A 14,496-nucleotide genomic window follows, 5' to 3' on the forward strand; every position below is an offset into this window, starting at 1 on the left:
ATACCTTTATGTTTATGCGCAACAATAGGACGACCCCAGATGAAGACCGTCATGCCCGCTCTGAAAATGACAACACGCTGGATGGCGATCGCGCTCGGACTTTGGCACCTTTATGTCGTGTCCGGTTTTGCCTCTTTCTCAACCTTGGAAGTGCGGATCACCCATCTGACCGTGATGCTGGTCCTGATCTTTCTCGTGCTGGCACAGCATCGGCTTGAGCGCGCCCACGAAAATTCAACACCTGTGCGCGCCCCGCTTTTCGCTATCGACCTTGGCCTTGCCATTCTAGCTGGTGGTTCTGGCTACTACCTGTTCTCCCGCTGGCTCGACATTGCAATGTCAGGCGGGATCACCACATCCACAGACGCAGTTGTTGGCATGCTGGTCATCGTGCTGGTCATGATCGCGGTTATACAGCGCATCGGCTGGTTCCTCGCAGGGATCATCATCGTCTTTCTCGCTTATCCGTTGATTTCGCCTTGGCTTCCCGGTGTATTCACCTCTCGCGGCTATTCGGTAAAACGGATTGCGGAATTTATGACGACCTCATCTGAAGGGATTTACGGTATTCCCTTGGGCGTCTCGGCGACCTTTATTATCATGTTCTCGATCTTCGGGTCCTTCCTCAATGTGTTCGGAGCAGGCGATTTTTTCTTTCAGATCTCCAGCCGCCTCACCAAAGGAGCAAAGGCCGCGTCGGCCAAAACCGCTGTAGTCTTTTCGACACTGCTTGGCATGATCTCGGGGTCCGCTGCGGGCAACGTCGCGGTCACAGGCACCATGACTATTCCGATGATGAAACGCGAAGGCTACCAACCCCACCAAGCGGCCGCGATCGAAGCCGTCGTCTCGACCGGCGGACAAATCATGCCCCCGGTTATGGGCGCTGCCGCCTTCATCATGGCCGAAATCATCGGCGTGCCATATTCGGCTATCATGGTCGCGGCCCTAATCCCCGCCATTTTATTCTTTACCTCGATTTTCTTTATGGTGCACCTGCAAGGCGAAAGCCTCGGCATTGACCCTATTCCCCAAACCGAAGCCGAATTACCCTTGCGCGCGATCCTCTTGCCAGGCTTGCGGTTCATGATCCCGTTCTTCTTGCTCGTCGGGATGATGGTCTCTGGTTACTCGCCATTCAAAGCGTCGTTCACCGCGCTTGGCGTCCTGCTGGCAGGTTGCGTTCTGTTCGAGTTGAAAGACCTGCGCGGCTTTGCGCTCAAATGTTGCGACGCTCTGGAAGCGGGCACAAAATCCGTGTTGTCCATCGCGGTGGCTTGTGCGGGGGCAGGGCTGATCGCTGGCATTCTCGCCATGACGGGCTTGGGTTCTAAGGTTTCCGGCCTGATCATTAGCGCATCTGCGGGCATCCCGCTTATCGCTTTGATCCTGACCATGTTCGTCTCGATTATCCTTGGCATGGGCTTACCTACAACTGCTGCTTACCTGATCCTTGCCACTGTCGTCGCCCCTGCGCTGGTCGAAATGGGGGTCCCCGTCCTCACCGCACATTTATTCGTTTTCTTTTATGGCTGCATCTCGACCATCACGCCTCCCGTGGCCCTCGCATCCTATGTCGCCGCAGGCATCGCAGGATCGGACATCAACAAAACCAGCTGGACCGCTTTTGCCTACGGTATCACCAGCTACATCCTGCCCTTCATGTTTTTCTTTGGGCCGGCTCTGTTGATGCAGGGCACTGCGCCCGAAATCGCGGTCTCGCTCGTCACAGGCCTGCTTAGCGTCTTCTGCTTTTCGGTGGCCGTGGTCGGTTACTTCATGCGCCCACTCAACATCGGCCTGCGCGCGATCTTCGCCATCACAGGTTTGGTGATGATGTATCAATCGTGGTTCACCGACGTCATTGGCGTTGCGATCTTTGCCGCTTTGGTATTGATGCTACGCACAACAACACGCAATAAGGCTGCCCTGAATTGAACACCGCTATCTCGCTCACCGATCCTTGGGCCCTTGCCGCCGTCGTCATTGCAATGATGCTTGGGGGCATCCTTAAAGGGGCGACGGGCGCAGGCCTTCCGGTTATCGCAGTGCCAGTCTTGGCAAGCCTGTATAGCGTGCAAATTGCTGTGGCTGTTATGGTTTTTCCGAACCTGATCACAAACCTGCGCCAAGTCTGGAAATTCCGCGCTGCCCCCATTGATCCTACATTTGTACGCGTTCTTGCTATAACCGGGGCGATCGGCGCTGGGCTCGGCACACTGGTTCTTGCGTGGGTGGAGCCGTTTTACGTGCAATCGGTTATGATTGTGATCATCGTCACCTACATTGGATTACGCCTCGCGCGCTTTAACATGCATCTTCAGATGAGCACTGCACAGCGACTAGTTGGACCCGCAGGCCTGATCGGCGGCATTTTGCAAGGATCGGTCGGCATCTCTGCACCCGCCGCCGTGACATTCCTCAATGCAATCAGGCTAGAGCGCACGACATTCATCTTCACCGTGTCCTCTTTTTTCGCGGCAACCTGCGTGATCCAACTGCCATTGCAAATCTCCTATGGGATCATGACGGTGAACACAGCGCTGCTTGGCCTGTTCGCCCTGATCCCCCTTACTATTGCGCTTCCCATCGGCGAATGGATCGGCAAGAAGTTCAGCGCTAACGTATTCGACCGCGTGATCCTTGTGTTTTTGACGATGCTGGCCCTCAAGCTATTTTTCGACATCTTCTGATCACATGTGGCGAGGTTTTCCGTCACGTCATTCATTTCACGATGAGGAAAATTAGATGAGACGGAAGGGATTGAAGGATTTTTTGTCTTTTTCAGGCTTCTGAATTCTAACGAGTGCGGCGACAGATCTCTTGCCGTTCCATAATGAAAGGCGGCGGCATTCATCGCTGGGGGGACGGCGGTTTGATCCGTCAGATCCTAAATAGTGGTTGCAGGATACGCGGGAGCATTGCGTTAAACCGGAGCGGTGCGTCGGTTGCTGCAAGACAGATGCATGGTACTCCGTCATCCGCGATTGGTGTATGTTCCAGTGATTGGTCTGCGACTTCGATATCACCGATGCCAAACCGACCTGTCGCGTCACTAAAGCTGCCTTGCAGCACAAGCGTTAGCTCCAGTCCGTTGTGGCTATGATCGGGAACCGCCTGACCTGACGGGATATAGAGCAAGCGCGCCGATCCTTCGTGGGTTGCTGAGATAATGCATTGTCGCACGCCCATGCCCAATGATTTCCATTTTGGCGGTTTGCCTTTCAGCGCTTCCATGACGGGCGCGGGGTAAATACCAGACCTGACAGACGTCGGTTTTGTCACAAAAGGTGCGTCAAGCATCGCAAGGGTGTTCGCCTTCAAGGTGTCGCTAAGATCACGCTCGGTGCTGCTCTCTAAAATCACGCCGCCAGCGGTTTGATGTGCGGCTAGGGCAGCACGGCACGCGGTGCAGAGAGAAATATGTGCAGCTACAGCAAGCGCGTAAGGCTGCGCCAGATTACCCGCAGCATAAGCGGCTAGAAGTGCGTCAGGCGTGTGATGCGTAATCGTCGCGGTCATCTAATGTAAGTCCTTCAAGTCGTGTCGTAATTTTTCTAGTCCGAGTCGAATCCGGGATTTGATCGTTCCTAAGGGAAGCCCTGTTTGCATGCTGATTTCCTGGTGGGTCAACTCGCCAAGATAGGCTTGTTCAATGATATTTCGTTGATCGGGCTTGAGGCGGGCGAGGGCTTGTTTGAGCTTACCCGTTTCTTGTTCGACGGCGAGAATTTGGCTGGCATCAGTTTCGGTTCCCGGATCGCGCGTTAATTCTTCGGGGATGGGGCGTTTTTCTTTGCGGATCACGTCGATGTGTCTGTTGCGCGCAATTTGATAAATCCATGCAGATACCTGTGCGCGCGACGGGTCAAATTGATCGGACTTGCGCCAGACTGTGAGCATGACTTCTTGCACGATTTCTTCTGCTTGCGCGGACCCCATGCCAGACCGCATGATGAAACCTTTGAGACGCGGTGCAAAATAATCGAACAGGTTTGCAAAAGCGGTGCGGTCGCGGTTGTCGCGGACGGCGAGCATGGCCTCGGTTTGAAATGAGAAAACGGGAGACGATTGTGCCACCTTGCTATGATCCTTTCGCACCCATGCGGGTGGAAGTTGGGCCTTGGGGCCATGTCTGATGTGTTCAATCAACATAACCCTATTACGGCAGTAGAATAAACCTAGATCATTTTTGATCCGAATATATTTATGGGTCGTAATAAGTTAAATAATAAGGCGGAGTTTTCATGTCTCTTGATACCACACCAACAAGCACACAGCGTATTGCCATTATTGGTGCTGGTATTTCTGGCCTTGCTGCAGCGTATCTATTGGCGCCGAACCATGCTGTGACGATATACGAGGCGGAGCCGGCTTTGGGTGGGCATGCGCGCACGATTGTTGCAGGTAAGAATGGTGACCAACCTGTGGATACGGGGTTTATCGTGTTTAATTACGCGAACTATCCACATTTGACCCGTATGTTTGATGCGCTTGATGTGCCTGTGACAAAGAGCAACATGAGCTTTGGGGCGTCGATTAATGGTGGTCAGATCGAGTATGCGTTGCAAAGCCTTGGTGCGCTGACGGCGCAAAAGAGCAACATGTTGCGGCCTGGGTTTATCCGCATGATCCGCGATATATTCAGGTTTAACAGCAAGGCGGAAGCGTTGTCACAAGCTGACGATACATTGACGATTGGTGCGTTGATGGACGCGCTGAAATTGGGGCCTTGGTTCCAGAATAACTACTTCATGCCATTGTGTGGAGCGATCTGGTCAACGCCGCCAGCCGAAATCCGTGATTTCCCTGCTAAGCCGCTACTGCAATTTTTCCGTAATCACGCCTTGCTCGATGCGTCTGGTCAGCATCAATGGTGGACCGTTGACGGCGGAAGCGTTGAGTATGTGCGTCGCATGGAGCATCATCTGCGCGGGCGCGGTGTCGCGATTAATGTGAACTGCGCCGTGCAAAACGTGACGCGCACTGGCAGTCAAAACACGGTGCATGTGGCAGGGCGGCCTGACGCGCATTTTGATCAGGTGGTTTTTGCATGTCATTCCGATCAAGCTTTGCGACTGCTTGCGCAGCACTCGCCGCAGGAACAGGCGGCCCTTTCGGCGATACGGTTTCAAGATAATGAAATGATTTTGCATTGCGATACCAATCAGATGCCACGCCGCAAGGCAGTTTGGTCAAGCTGGGTTTATAAGGCGGATACGACGCGTCCAGAACCTGCCATCGGTGTGACATATTGGATGAACCGATTGCAGAACATTCCCCAAGATGATCCGCTGTTTGTGTCGTTGAACCCGTCGGAAACCATACCCGACCACCTGATCTACGACCAAAAGACATTTCGCCATCCGGTGTTTGACGGCGCGGCAATCCGCGCACAAGACCAGTTGAAGCAAATTCAGGGACGCAACAATACGTGGTTCGCGGGGGCTTATACGCGACATGGTTTTCATGAGGACGGGTTTGCAAGTGCTGCCCGTATCTCGCGTATGATGGAGCGTCAGATCGCATGAAGAGCGCTGCCGAACATATTGTGGGCATCACAACCCATTCTCGGCGCGGTGAGATCCGTCACAGGTTTCGCTACGGCGTTGATTATGTTTTGATTGACCCTGACATTGCCGAGACTGGCCCCAAGCTTTTTTCGCGGAACCGGTTTAATCTCGCGTCGGTTTACGATTGCGATCACGGCGGGCCGCTTAAGGACGGGAAGGGCGTGCAGTGGGCGCATGATGTGTTCAGTTCCGCAAAGATTGTATCCCCGGATTTACAGATCAAACTGCTGACACAACCGCGGTTTATGGGGCATGTCTTTAATCCTGTCAGCTTTTGGTTGGCATTTGAGAATGGTGGGCTGATCGCGGTCATTGCAGAGGTGTCCACGCCGTTTGGTGATAGGCATTCCTACCTGTGTCACGCGCCTGAATTTACCCCGATTACCAGTGAGACGCTCATCAAAACACCAAAGTCGTTGCATGTCTCGCCGTTTCAGGAGGTGACTGGAAGCTATGAATTCACGTTTGACATCACGCCTGAGAGTATTGCCATCCGCATCTTGCATCGTAATGGCGATGAGGGCGTTATTGCGTCGCTGGTCGGCTCTCGGGTTGCCATGACCAACCGTGGTCTGATCCGGGCCAGTCTGCGTCGTCCGCTGGGTGGATTGCGCACCACTGCGCTCATTTACTGGCAGGCGCTGCGACTTAAGTTCAAAGGCGCGCAATATCGTGACCGGCCAACGCCACCAAAAAACGAGGTAACGTAATGCTATTTCTGACCAACCGCGCGAAACACGATTTTTTAGAGACATGCGCCCGGATCAATACAGGGAGTTTGCGGTTACGCACGCCTGAAGGCGAGGTGCATGATTTTGGACAAGGCGACCCTGCCGTGGAAATGCAGATCAACGATTGGTCGGTTGTGAGTGCGGTTGCGGCGCGTGGTGATATCGGCTTGGGGGAGACTTATGTTGCTGGGCTGTGGGATACGCCGTCGGTGCAAGCCCTGACGGAGTTGGCGCTGCATAATTTTGCCGAGTTTGAAGGCTATGCAAATGCGGGATTTTGGCAGAGCCTGAAGTTCAAATTTGTGAACCGTATGATGCGCGCGAATTCGGTCAAAGGTGCCGCGCGCAACATTCGGGCGCATTATGATGTGGGCAACGAGTTTTATCAGCTGTGGCTTGATGACAGCATGACTTATTCTTCTGCGTTGTTCGAGGCGGGTGAAACCGATTTGCAGACTGCGCAAAACCGCAAATATGACCGTATTCTAGAGCGGTTGGGCGGATCAGAGCGGGTGCTTGAAATTGGCTGTGGTTGGGGTGGCTTTGCCGAGCGGGCGGCAGATGCGGGCCGTCATGTTACAGGGCTTACGATTTCGCCGAGCCAGAAAGGTTACGCCGATGCGCGGTTGGACGGGCGCGCGGATATCCGGTTGCAAGATTACCGCGCTTGCGAGGGTCAATTCGACAGCGTTGTTTCAATCGAGATGATCGAAGCGGTTGGCGAAGATTACTGGCCGACGTATTTTGCCACGCTAAAGGCCCGACTTGCGCCCGAAGGATGTGCCATGATTCAAGCGATTACCGTGAAAGATCATGATTTTGACACTTACCGAAAAACCTCTGATTACATCCGCCATTATACTTTTCCGGGTGGAATGTTGTTGTCCAATCGCGTGATTAGCGACCAAGCGCAGCGTGCTGGTCTGGTTGTGCGCGACAGTTTTGCGTTTGGTACGCATTACGCGCGGACCTGTGCCGCGTGGGATGCGCGGTTGAGTGAAAAGGCGCATAAGATCAAGCGTCTTGGATTTGACGAAAGTTTCCTGCGGAACTGGCGGTATTATCTTGGGGCTTGTGCCGGATCGTTTGCGGCGGAGAGCACCGACGTTGTTCAGGTGGAATTGGCTCATGCATAAGGGTGAGACCATCTGGATTATTGGTGCTTCTGACGGGATCGGTGCGACGCTTGCGCAGGAATATGCGCGGCGTGGTGCGCGGTTGATTTTATCCGCGCGTTCGCACGACCGGCTAAGCGAGATGGCTGCGAGTCTCGGCCCCCGTCATGTGGCGCTTGCGCTGGATGTGAGTGAGCGCGCCAGTCTTGATGCTGCTGTAAAAACGATAGCCGAAATTGGCCCTGTTGACCGCGTAATCCATCTAGCTGCGATCTATGACCCAGGTAAAGTGAAGGATCTGGACCCGCAAAAGGCGGCGCAAATTGTGACAGTCAATCTAACAGGTAGTTTTTATATTGCACAGGTCGCGCCCAAGGTTTTGCGTGATGGCGGGCAATTGGCGCTATGCGGATCGGTCGCGGGGTATGTCGGTTTGCCCCAAGGACAGATTTATTCAGCGACCAAAGCGGGCGTTATCAATCTTGCGCAATCGTTGCGCGTCGAGCTTGCCGGTCTGTATGATGTGAGACTGATTTCACCGGGGTTTGTCGATACACGGCTGACGCAGCAGAATGACTTTACCATGCCTGCAATGGTGACGCCAAAGGTCGCGGCATGCGCGATTATTGACGGGCTGAATAGACGCGCTTTCGAGGTGCACTTTCCGCGACGTTTGACTTACGCGCTCAAGTTTTTGAGCATTTTGCCCTATTGGGCAGCCCTCCCGCTGACGCGCAGATTGGTGCGCTAGGCTTAGTATTGAAAGGAAAATCCATGTCTCCCAGACAACTTGCAATTATCGTCCTGATCGCTGCTATCGCATTTGCGGCGTCTCCACTGCTGACGATCGGGTTCAACGGATTTACCCAAGGACAATTCCCTGTGGAAATCGAAAATCCGCCAGTACAACCCGCAGGTTATGCATTTTCAATTTGGGGGCTGATCTATCTTTGGTTGATCGTCGGGGCCGCTTTTGGACTGTGGAAAGCGGCCAGTGATCCTGACTGGCAAGCGATGCGAGCACCTCTTGCGGCAAGCCTGTTTATCGGGTTTTTCTGGCTCGTTGCTGCCAATGCCGCGCCTGTTCTGGCGACGGTCATGATTGTTGCAATGGCGGCAACCGCGATCCTTGCAATGCTGCGCGCCGGTGTCAGCGACCCAGTGTTTCAAGTGCATCCTGTCGCGCTTTATGCAGGTTGGTTGACGGCGGCAACTGGGGTTGCGATCGGCGTTATGCTGGGAGGCTACGGTATCTTTTCGGCGCAAATGGCCGCGATCATTTGCTTGATTGGCGTTTTGGGCGTTGCAATTGTCGTGCAATCTGTACGGCCACGCGCGTGGACTTATCCTGCCGCCATCATTTGGGCGTTGGTTGGTGTCATCGTTTCAAATGCGCAGACGATGAACACTGCTGTGATTACCTTGTGCGTGTTCGGCATTGTCGCGCTGTTAATCCGACCTCTCGGTTCACTTCGCAAAGGAATAAGCACATGAAAATCATGATCCTCTATTTTTCGACAGCCATTATCTTTTTCGCGGCTGATGCTGTGGGTTTGAAACTATTGATCAGGCCGGTCTTTGAACGCCATATCGGGCATCTGTTTGCCGACCCTTTCCGTGTCGTACCGGCAATTGTTTTTTATCTCGGGTATGTCGGAGGAATTTTGTGGTTTGTATCGGTTCCTGCGCTGCGTGATAATACTCCTATGGCGGCCTTGTTGGGCGGCATGGCGCTAGGTCTGATGGCATATGGCACCTATGAATTTACCAACTATGCAACGTTGCGTGACTGGTCCGCCGAGCAGGTGATTAAGGATACGCTCTGGGGCTGTGTTTTGACTGGTTTTTCCGCTTGGGCAGGGGTGATGGTGGCTAAGACTTTCGGGCCAGCCTGATGTATCGGACGGATGTGATTTAAGACGAGTCGGATTTAAGGCGCCACATGAAACTGTTGCTTGCCGCGTTTCAAAGGCCTTTTTTCGCACAGATTCTGTCGCACTGTCTCCGTTTCGAGACTGAATACGGTCTCAAAATTGGCGGTGCGCACATCTATTGCGACCCTGAGTTACAATAGAATTTCAATGTGGCTGATGGTCATTCTCAGGTTTTGCAGGTGTGTTTGACATTCCATACCTATCGCTAGGTCTAAGGGCTTAAATATTCTCAAAATTGTTGCTTAAAATGTTGCAAACTGAAAGGCGAAGTGGTGGTATCCACAACAATCGACCCGCCGATCTGATGCGGGGCAAATCAGGGAGGAGAATAACATGTCTAAAACGAACATTTTCACGGCGGGGCTTATGGCCGCGTTCACTGTGACGGGCACCGCATTGTTTGCGCAAGAGGAATGCGCGGAACGCGGAGCGTTGGATGTTATGTATTGTGACGCGGATGGTGATCTGGTCGCTGATGCGCCAACAGATCCGAGCAAATTGCAGGATCCCTCCACGCTGGTTTTCGCATACACACCTGTTGAAGATCCGGCGATTTATGCTGACATCTGGACTCCGTTTATTGACCACATGAAGGAAGTGACCGGCAAAGACGTGCAGTTCTTTGCTGTGCAGTCAAACTCTGCCGAGGTCGAGGCGATGCGCTCTGGTCGTCTTCATATTGCAGGGTTTTCCACGGGCCCTACACCTTTTGCGGTGAACCTTGCGGGCGTCGAGCCGTTTGCGATCATGGGTGCAGATGATGGCCAGTTTGGGTATAAACTTCAGGTTTACACGCAAGCCGACAGCGACATCATGGAAATGGCTGACCTAAAAGGTAAGCGGGTTGCGCATACGTCGCCGACTTCTAATTCGGGTAACCAAGCGCCACGCGCGCTATTCCCCGATCTAGGTGTTGTTCCCGATCAGGATTACGAAGTGACATATTCGGGCAGCCACGACCAGTCGATGTTGGGTGTTGTCGCGGGTGACTATGATGCGGCACCTGTCGCGTCAGAAGTTGTTGACCGCATGGCCGAGCGCGGCCTTTATGATCCTGCCGATGTGCGCATCATCTGGGAAAGCGATCCGTTTCCGACGACATCTTATGGCGTTGCGCATGATCTGACACCCGAGCTGAAAGAAAAGATCAAAGAAGCGTTCTTTACCTTTGATTTTGTCGGCACAGCGCTTGGCGATGAGTTCGCAGGAGTCAGTAAGTTCGTTCCTATTACTTACAAAGATCAGTGGGCCGTCATCCGTCAAATCCAGTCGGCCAACGGTGTTGAATATACGCCACAGGGCCTCGCTGCCGAGTGATTTTTTCCATCGAGGCCGATCTGTTGGATCGGCCTCGTTAACAAGGCTACAAATATGTTGAAAATCACCGATCTCGTCAAAAGCTACGGCTCTGGCGATCCCGTACTCAAAAACCTTGACCTGACCATTGCCGGCGAAAGCGTTGTGTCAATTATCGGCTCGTCTGGTGCAGGCAAAAGCACCTTGCTGCGCTGTATTAACCGTCTGGTAGAACCCACTTCAGGGTCGATTAATCTGAATGGCACCGAACTGACCAGTTTGCGCGGCAAAAATTTGCGCGCTGCGCGGCGTAAAATTGGCATGGTATTTCAAGGATTTAACCTTGTTGATCGCCTGACTGTGATGGAAAATGTGCAATCCGGGCGGCTCGGTTATATTTCGACTTGGGCGGCTATGACGCGGCGTTATCCCAAAGAAGATATCAGGCGCGCGTTTCAATTGATGGAGCGGGTCGGCATCGCGCAATATGCCAATACACGCGCCGATCAGTTGTCAGGCGGCGAGCGTCAGCGTGTGGGTGTTGTGCGTGCATTGATGCAGGAGCCTGATATTTTGCTGGCCGACGAGCCAACTGCATCGCTTGACCCCAAAACCTCTGAACAAATTATGGGATTGCTGCGTGATCTGGCTGGCGAGCTGAAATTGCCTGTATTGATTAACATTCACAACGTGACCGAGGCGAAAGAATACACCGACCGCATTGTCGGTATGCGGTATGGCCGCATCATTTTTGACGACAAACCCGCGATGCTTGATCAGGCCGCGATGGATGAAATTTACGCGGGCAGCCCACATGCCGACCGTGCCAACGATGCGGCGGGCGCAGCATGACTGCGGTGCGCGACACATGGAAAAAACCGCCCTTCATCGCTAATACGGCGCTGCGTTGGGTGGTCTATTTGAGCGCGATTGCCTATTTTGGCTGGGTCGGAATGAACATGCCCATCGACTGGAACCGCGTCGCTGAAGGTATGGGCCGTGCTGGTAAAATCTTTGGCGGTGCCTTCCCGCCAAGTTTCGAGCGCAAGGAACTTCTGATCGACGGATTTTTGGAGAGTTTCAAAATCGCGGTGCTTGCCACGGCGGGTGGGGTGGCACTATCGATCCCGATTGCGTTCATGGCGGCCAGCAACATGGCCCCGCGTCCGGTCTTTTATTTAGGACGGGCTATCATTATCATCGCGCGCAGTTTCCATCCTGTTATCGTGGCGATCTTGTTTGTGAAGGCTGTCGGATTCGGCCCTTTTGCGGGTGTGCTGACGCTTATCATCTATTCCATCGGCTTTGTGGCTAAAATGCTGGCAGAGCGGATTGAGGAAATCGACTTTGGCCAAGTCGAGGCGATGCGTGCCGCTGGCGCGCCCTATCTGTCGACATTGTTCTACGCGATCTTTCCGCAAATTATGCCCCGTCAGATAGGCTTGACGATTTACCAGCTGGATTCGAACTTGCGGGCTTCTGCGGTCGTCGGGCTGGTAGGCGCAGGCGGCATCGGTGCAACGCTTGCCAATGCTTTTGGGCGTTATGACTACGACTTTGCACTGGCAATCACCATCGTGATCGTGGGCGTAATCCTTATTTCCGAAGCGATCAGCGGCATCATCCGAAAGCATATTCAATGACCAGTCTCGCAGAGCAGTTTGGCCGCGACGAATGGGCGCGTTTCACGGCAAAGCAACGCATGCAACGCTATGCGATCTTGCTGGGGTGCGGCCTTGTTATCGCATGGGCGCTGTCCTCGATTGAAGTAATTTGGCCGTGGGTTTGGGGTGCGCCAGAACAAATCGGCGACTTGTTTGGCCGCATGTATCCGCCTGATCCGCGCAATCTGGCTAGCATTCTCAGCGTGCTTTGGGACACGGTGAATATCGCGACGTTTGCCACAGCTTTTGCCGTGCTATTGTCATTGCCTGTTGCATATATCTCTGCGCAAAACACGACCCCAAACCGCGCTACTTTGTGGTTGGGGCGGCTTATCTTGGTGACGTCGCGCTCGGTCAATACGATCATTTGGGCGCTTTTGTTTGTCGCGATCTTTGGGCCAGGAGTTGTGGCAGGGATTATCGCAATTATGTTCCGATCTATTGGTTTCATCGGCAAACTATTGGGCGAAGCAATCGAGGAAATCGACAAGCGCCCAGTCGAGGCATTAGAGGCCACAGGGGCATCGCGTTTCAAGGTAATCCTCTATGCAATTGTGCCACAGGTCATGCCGACATTCTGGGCCGTCGCTATTCTGCGGTGGGACATTAATCTGCGAGAATCTACCGTGTTGGGCCTTGTGGGAGCGGGGGGGATCGGGATCGTGCTCCAAGGGGCAATCGACACCTTCAACTGGCCGGAAGTCGCGACAATTCTGCTCGCAATCATCGCGCTGGTGATCATTGGCGAAGTGATCTCGGCGTATCTGCGGCGTCGCATTCTGTGACCGGCAGCAATGCGATTGATCCGGCGGAAGCCTTTGCTGCTTACATGCGGGTGAGGGACCGTTTGCCTGACACGACAGGGGGCGGTCACGCCGTACACGCGTCTTTTATGGATATTGTGGGGCCATACGATCTGATCTTGTTTGACGCTTATGGTGTGTTGAATGTTGGCGAAACTGCAATTGCGGGTGCTGCCGCGACAGTTGCAGCGCTACGCAAAATGGGGAAATCGGTGGCCGTTGTATCGAATTCGGCAGCCTATCCCAAGGCGCACATGATGGCCCGCTATGCCAAGCTTGGTTTTGACTTTACGGATACTGAAGTTGTGACCAGTCGCGACGCTCTTTTGCAACGTGTCGCTGATGAGCCAGACCTACATTGGGGTATAATGTTGAACCCGGACATGGAGTTGGGCGAAGTCGCAGCGTTAAATGTCACGGTCCTGACTGACGCACCAGAGGCTTACGATGAGGTTGACGGCTTTTTATTGATCGGCGCGGATGGATGGACGGAACAGCGGCAAAACTTGCTAGAAGCCGCCCTTAACCGCGCCCCGCGTCCCGTCTTTGTCGGAAACCCTGATCTGGTCGCTCCGCGCGAAACGGGACTGTCGCTTGAACCCGGTTGGTTCGCCCACAGGCTTGCGGATGCAACTGGCGTGACACCTGTATTCCTCGGTAAACCCTTTCCGGAGATTTTTGATTTGGCGATGACACGCTTTGGCGGGGACGTCCCACCTCACCGCGTCATGATGGTTGGTGATACACTGCACACCGATATTTTGGGCGGACAACAGGCGGGGTTTGGGACTGCATTGGTCACAGCACACGGCTCGCTGGCGGGACTTGATGTTAAAGATGCTATTGAAACCTCTCGGATCGTGCCGGACTATATCGTCGCGCAGATTTGACTGATTTGTAGGGGAAGCATGGTTCGCAACCGATCAAACGTGATCGTCTCCCTTCGTCGATCATTTTGTGTGTGTGCGAATATATATGAGATATCGGCTTTCTTACCAAGACGTCGCAGACCTCTTTTGTGAGCGGAGAGGCGACGTGGATCGGTCGACAATCTTTCGTTGTACCGAAAGATTTGGCCTCGAATTGATCCACGCGAACAGAGCGGCATCGCTCAACGGCGATCCTAGATTGGCATGCCACGAAACCGGCTTCGTATTGGATGAAAGTGGCGTCCCCTATGGCGTGCAATTGATGCAAACGGGCATCTGGTTGACTATATGTTTATTGCGCGAGGCGGCGCTAAGGCGATCAAGGCATTTCGTAACAAGACGACTGAGTGTGTGCGGATAAAGCGCCGACCAATAGGAAGGTTGTTCGATATATAAACACACATGCGATCCGCATTTTGAACACATTACTTATATTAAGAAAAAAACAAAA

At 53.5% G+C, this 14,496-nt stretch carries 15 protein-coding genes; 13 read left to right on the forward strand and 2 right to left on the reverse strand.

The features are described from left to right. The first annotated feature begins 39 nt into the window (after positions 1-39). Both ACXLHR_RS01405 and ACXLHR_RS01410 read left to right on the forward strand, forming a co-directional pair. The gene (locus tag ACXLHR_RS01405) at positions 40-1,938 is read left to right on the forward strand and encodes a TRAP transporter permease (protein WP_458789763.1); all 1,899 of its coding nucleotides are present in this window, start codon (positions 40-42) and stop codon (positions 1,936-1,938) included. Continuing rightward, a complete protein-coding gene (locus ACXLHR_RS01410; RefSeq protein WP_458789764.1) occupies positions 1,935-2,693 on the forward strand; it encodes a sulfite exporter TauE/SafE family protein in 759 nt (252 codons plus the stop codon). Before ACXLHR_RS01405 ends, ACXLHR_RS01410 begins: the two co-directional genes overlap by 4 nt. Before the next feature lie 190 nt (positions 2,694-2,883). On the opposite strand, the gene ACXLHR_RS01415 is transcribed toward ACXLHR_RS01410, so the two are convergent. Both ACXLHR_RS01415 and ACXLHR_RS01420 read right to left on the reverse strand, forming a co-directional pair. After that, the gene (locus ACXLHR_RS01415; RefSeq protein ID WP_458789765.1) at positions 2,884-3,522 is read right to left on the reverse strand and encodes a ChrR family anti-sigma-E factor; all 639 of its coding nucleotides are present in this window, start codon (positions 3,520-3,522) and stop codon (positions 2,884-2,886) included. Beyond that, complete coding sequence (locus ACXLHR_RS01420) at positions 3,523-4,155, reverse strand: sigma-70 family RNA polymerase sigma factor (protein WP_458789766.1); 633 nt, start codon at positions 4,153-4,155, stop codon at positions 3,523-3,525. A 92-nt stretch (positions 4,156-4,247) separates the two neighbouring features. Between ACXLHR_RS01420 and ACXLHR_RS01425 the strand changes: the two genes are divergently transcribed. From ACXLHR_RS01425 to ACXLHR_RS01475, 11 genes are all read left to right on the forward strand, one after another. Then, a complete protein-coding gene (locus ACXLHR_RS01425) occupies positions 4,248-5,531 on the forward strand; it encodes an NAD(P)/FAD-dependent oxidoreductase (protein ID WP_458789767.1) in 1,284 nt (427 codons plus the stop codon). Beyond that, complete coding sequence (locus ACXLHR_RS01430) at positions 5,528-6,283, forward strand: DUF1365 domain-containing protein (protein ID WP_458789768.1); 756 nt, start codon at positions 5,528-5,530, stop codon at positions 6,281-6,283. The genes ACXLHR_RS01425 and ACXLHR_RS01430 overlap by 4 nt, the downstream gene beginning before the upstream one ends. Beyond that, positions 6,283-7,440 (forward strand): class I SAM-dependent methyltransferase, encoded by a 1,158-nt coding sequence (locus ACXLHR_RS01435; protein ID WP_458789769.1) that lies wholly within the window; start codon positions 6,283-6,285, stop codon positions 7,438-7,440. Before ACXLHR_RS01430 ends, ACXLHR_RS01435 begins: the two co-directional genes overlap by 1 nt. Continuing rightward, entirely contained in the window at positions 7,433-8,170 is a 738-nt protein-coding gene (locus tag ACXLHR_RS01440; RefSeq protein ID WP_458789770.1) for an SDR family NAD(P)-dependent oxidoreductase, read from the forward strand. The genes ACXLHR_RS01435 and ACXLHR_RS01440 overlap by 8 nt, the downstream gene beginning before the upstream one ends. A gap of 23 nt (positions 8,171-8,193) precedes the next feature. Further along, the gene (locus ACXLHR_RS01445; RefSeq protein WP_458789771.1) at positions 8,194-8,913 is read left to right on the forward strand and encodes a hypothetical protein; all 720 of its coding nucleotides are present in this window, start codon (positions 8,194-8,196) and stop codon (positions 8,911-8,913) included. Next, the gene (locus ACXLHR_RS01450; RefSeq protein ID WP_458789772.1) at positions 8,910-9,314 is read left to right on the forward strand and encodes a DUF2177 family protein; all 405 of its coding nucleotides are present in this window, start codon (positions 8,910-8,912) and stop codon (positions 9,312-9,314) included. Before ACXLHR_RS01445 ends, ACXLHR_RS01450 begins: the two co-directional genes overlap by 4 nt. 405 nt (positions 9,315-9,719) lie before the next feature. Beyond that, a complete protein-coding gene (phnD, locus tag ACXLHR_RS01455) occupies positions 9,720-10,670 on the forward strand; it encodes a phosphate/phosphite/phosphonate ABC transporter substrate-binding protein (protein WP_458792439.1) in 951 nt (316 codons plus the stop codon). A gap of 54 nt (positions 10,671-10,724) precedes the next feature. Next, positions 10,725-11,501 carry a phosphonate ABC transporter ATP-binding protein gene (gene phnC / locus ACXLHR_RS01460; protein ID WP_458789773.1) on the forward strand — a complete coding sequence of 259 codons (777 nt, stop codon included), beginning with the start codon at positions 10,725-10,727 and terminating at the stop codon, positions 11,499-11,501. Then, complete coding sequence (phnE, locus tag ACXLHR_RS01465; RefSeq protein ID WP_458789774.1) at positions 11,498-12,292, forward strand: phosphonate ABC transporter, permease protein PhnE; 795 nt, start codon at positions 11,498-11,500, stop codon at positions 12,290-12,292. The genes phnC and phnE (ACXLHR_RS01465) overlap by 4 nt, the downstream gene beginning before the upstream one ends. Continuing rightward, entirely contained in the window at positions 12,289-13,098 is an 810-nt protein-coding gene (gene phnE, locus ACXLHR_RS01470) for a phosphonate ABC transporter, permease protein PhnE (protein ID WP_458789775.1), read from the forward strand. The genes phnE (ACXLHR_RS01465) and phnE (ACXLHR_RS01470) overlap by 4 nt, the downstream gene beginning before the upstream one ends. Next, a complete protein-coding gene (locus ACXLHR_RS01475; protein WP_458789776.1) occupies positions 13,095-14,006 on the forward strand; it encodes an HAD-IIA family hydrolase in 912 nt (303 codons plus the stop codon). Before phnE (ACXLHR_RS01470) ends, ACXLHR_RS01475 begins: the two co-directional genes overlap by 4 nt. The last annotated feature ends 490 nt before the right edge of the window (positions 14,007-14,496 follow it).

The sequence above is a fragment of the Yoonia sp. MH D7 genome (genome assembly GCF_054439475.1).

Bases quoted from the DNA above. Each gene is read 5' to 3' on its own strand.
- ACXLHR_RS01405 (WP_458789763.1), top strand. From the start codon at position 40: ATGAAGACCGTCATGCCCGCTCTGAAAATGACAACACGCTGGATGGCG.
- ACXLHR_RS01415 (WP_458789765.1), bottom strand. From the start codon at position 3,522: ATGACCGCGACGATTACGCATCACACGCCTGACGCACTTCTAGCCGCT.
- ACXLHR_RS01420 (WP_458789766.1), bottom strand. From the start codon at position 4,155: ATGTTGATTGAACACATCAGACATGGCCCCAAGGCCCAACTTCCACCC.
- ACXLHR_RS01425 (WP_458789767.1), top strand. From the start codon at position 4,248: ATGTCTCTTGATACCACACCAACAAGCACACAGCGTATTGCCATTATT.
- ACXLHR_RS01430 (WP_458789768.1), top strand. From the start codon at position 5,528: ATGAAGAGCGCTGCCGAACATATTGTGGGCATCACAACCCATTCTCGG.
- ACXLHR_RS01435 (WP_458789769.1), top strand. From the start codon at position 6,283: ATGCTATTTCTGACCAACCGCGCGAAACACGATTTTTTAGAGACATGC.
- ACXLHR_RS01440 (WP_458789770.1), top strand. From the start codon at position 7,433: ATGCATAAGGGTGAGACCATCTGGATTATTGGTGCTTCTGACGGGATC.
- ACXLHR_RS01445 (WP_458789771.1), top strand. From the start codon at position 8,194: ATGTCTCCCAGACAACTTGCAATTATCGTCCTGATCGCTGCTATCGCA.
- ACXLHR_RS01450 (WP_458789772.1), top strand. From the start codon at position 8,910: ATGAAAATCATGATCCTCTATTTTTCGACAGCCATTATCTTTTTCGCG.
- phnD (WP_458792439.1), top strand. From the start codon at position 9,720: ATGGCCGCGTTCACTGTGACGGGCACCGCATTGTTTGCGCAAGAGGAA.
- phnC (WP_458789773.1), top strand. From the start codon at position 10,725: ATGTTGAAAATCACCGATCTCGTCAAAAGCTACGGCTCTGGCGATCCC.
- phnE (WP_458789774.1), top strand. From the start codon at position 11,498: ATGACTGCGGTGCGCGACACATGGAAAAAACCGCCCTTCATCGCTAAT.
- phnE (WP_458789775.1), top strand. From the start codon at position 12,289: ATGACCAGTCTCGCAGAGCAGTTTGGCCGCGACGAATGGGCGCGTTTC.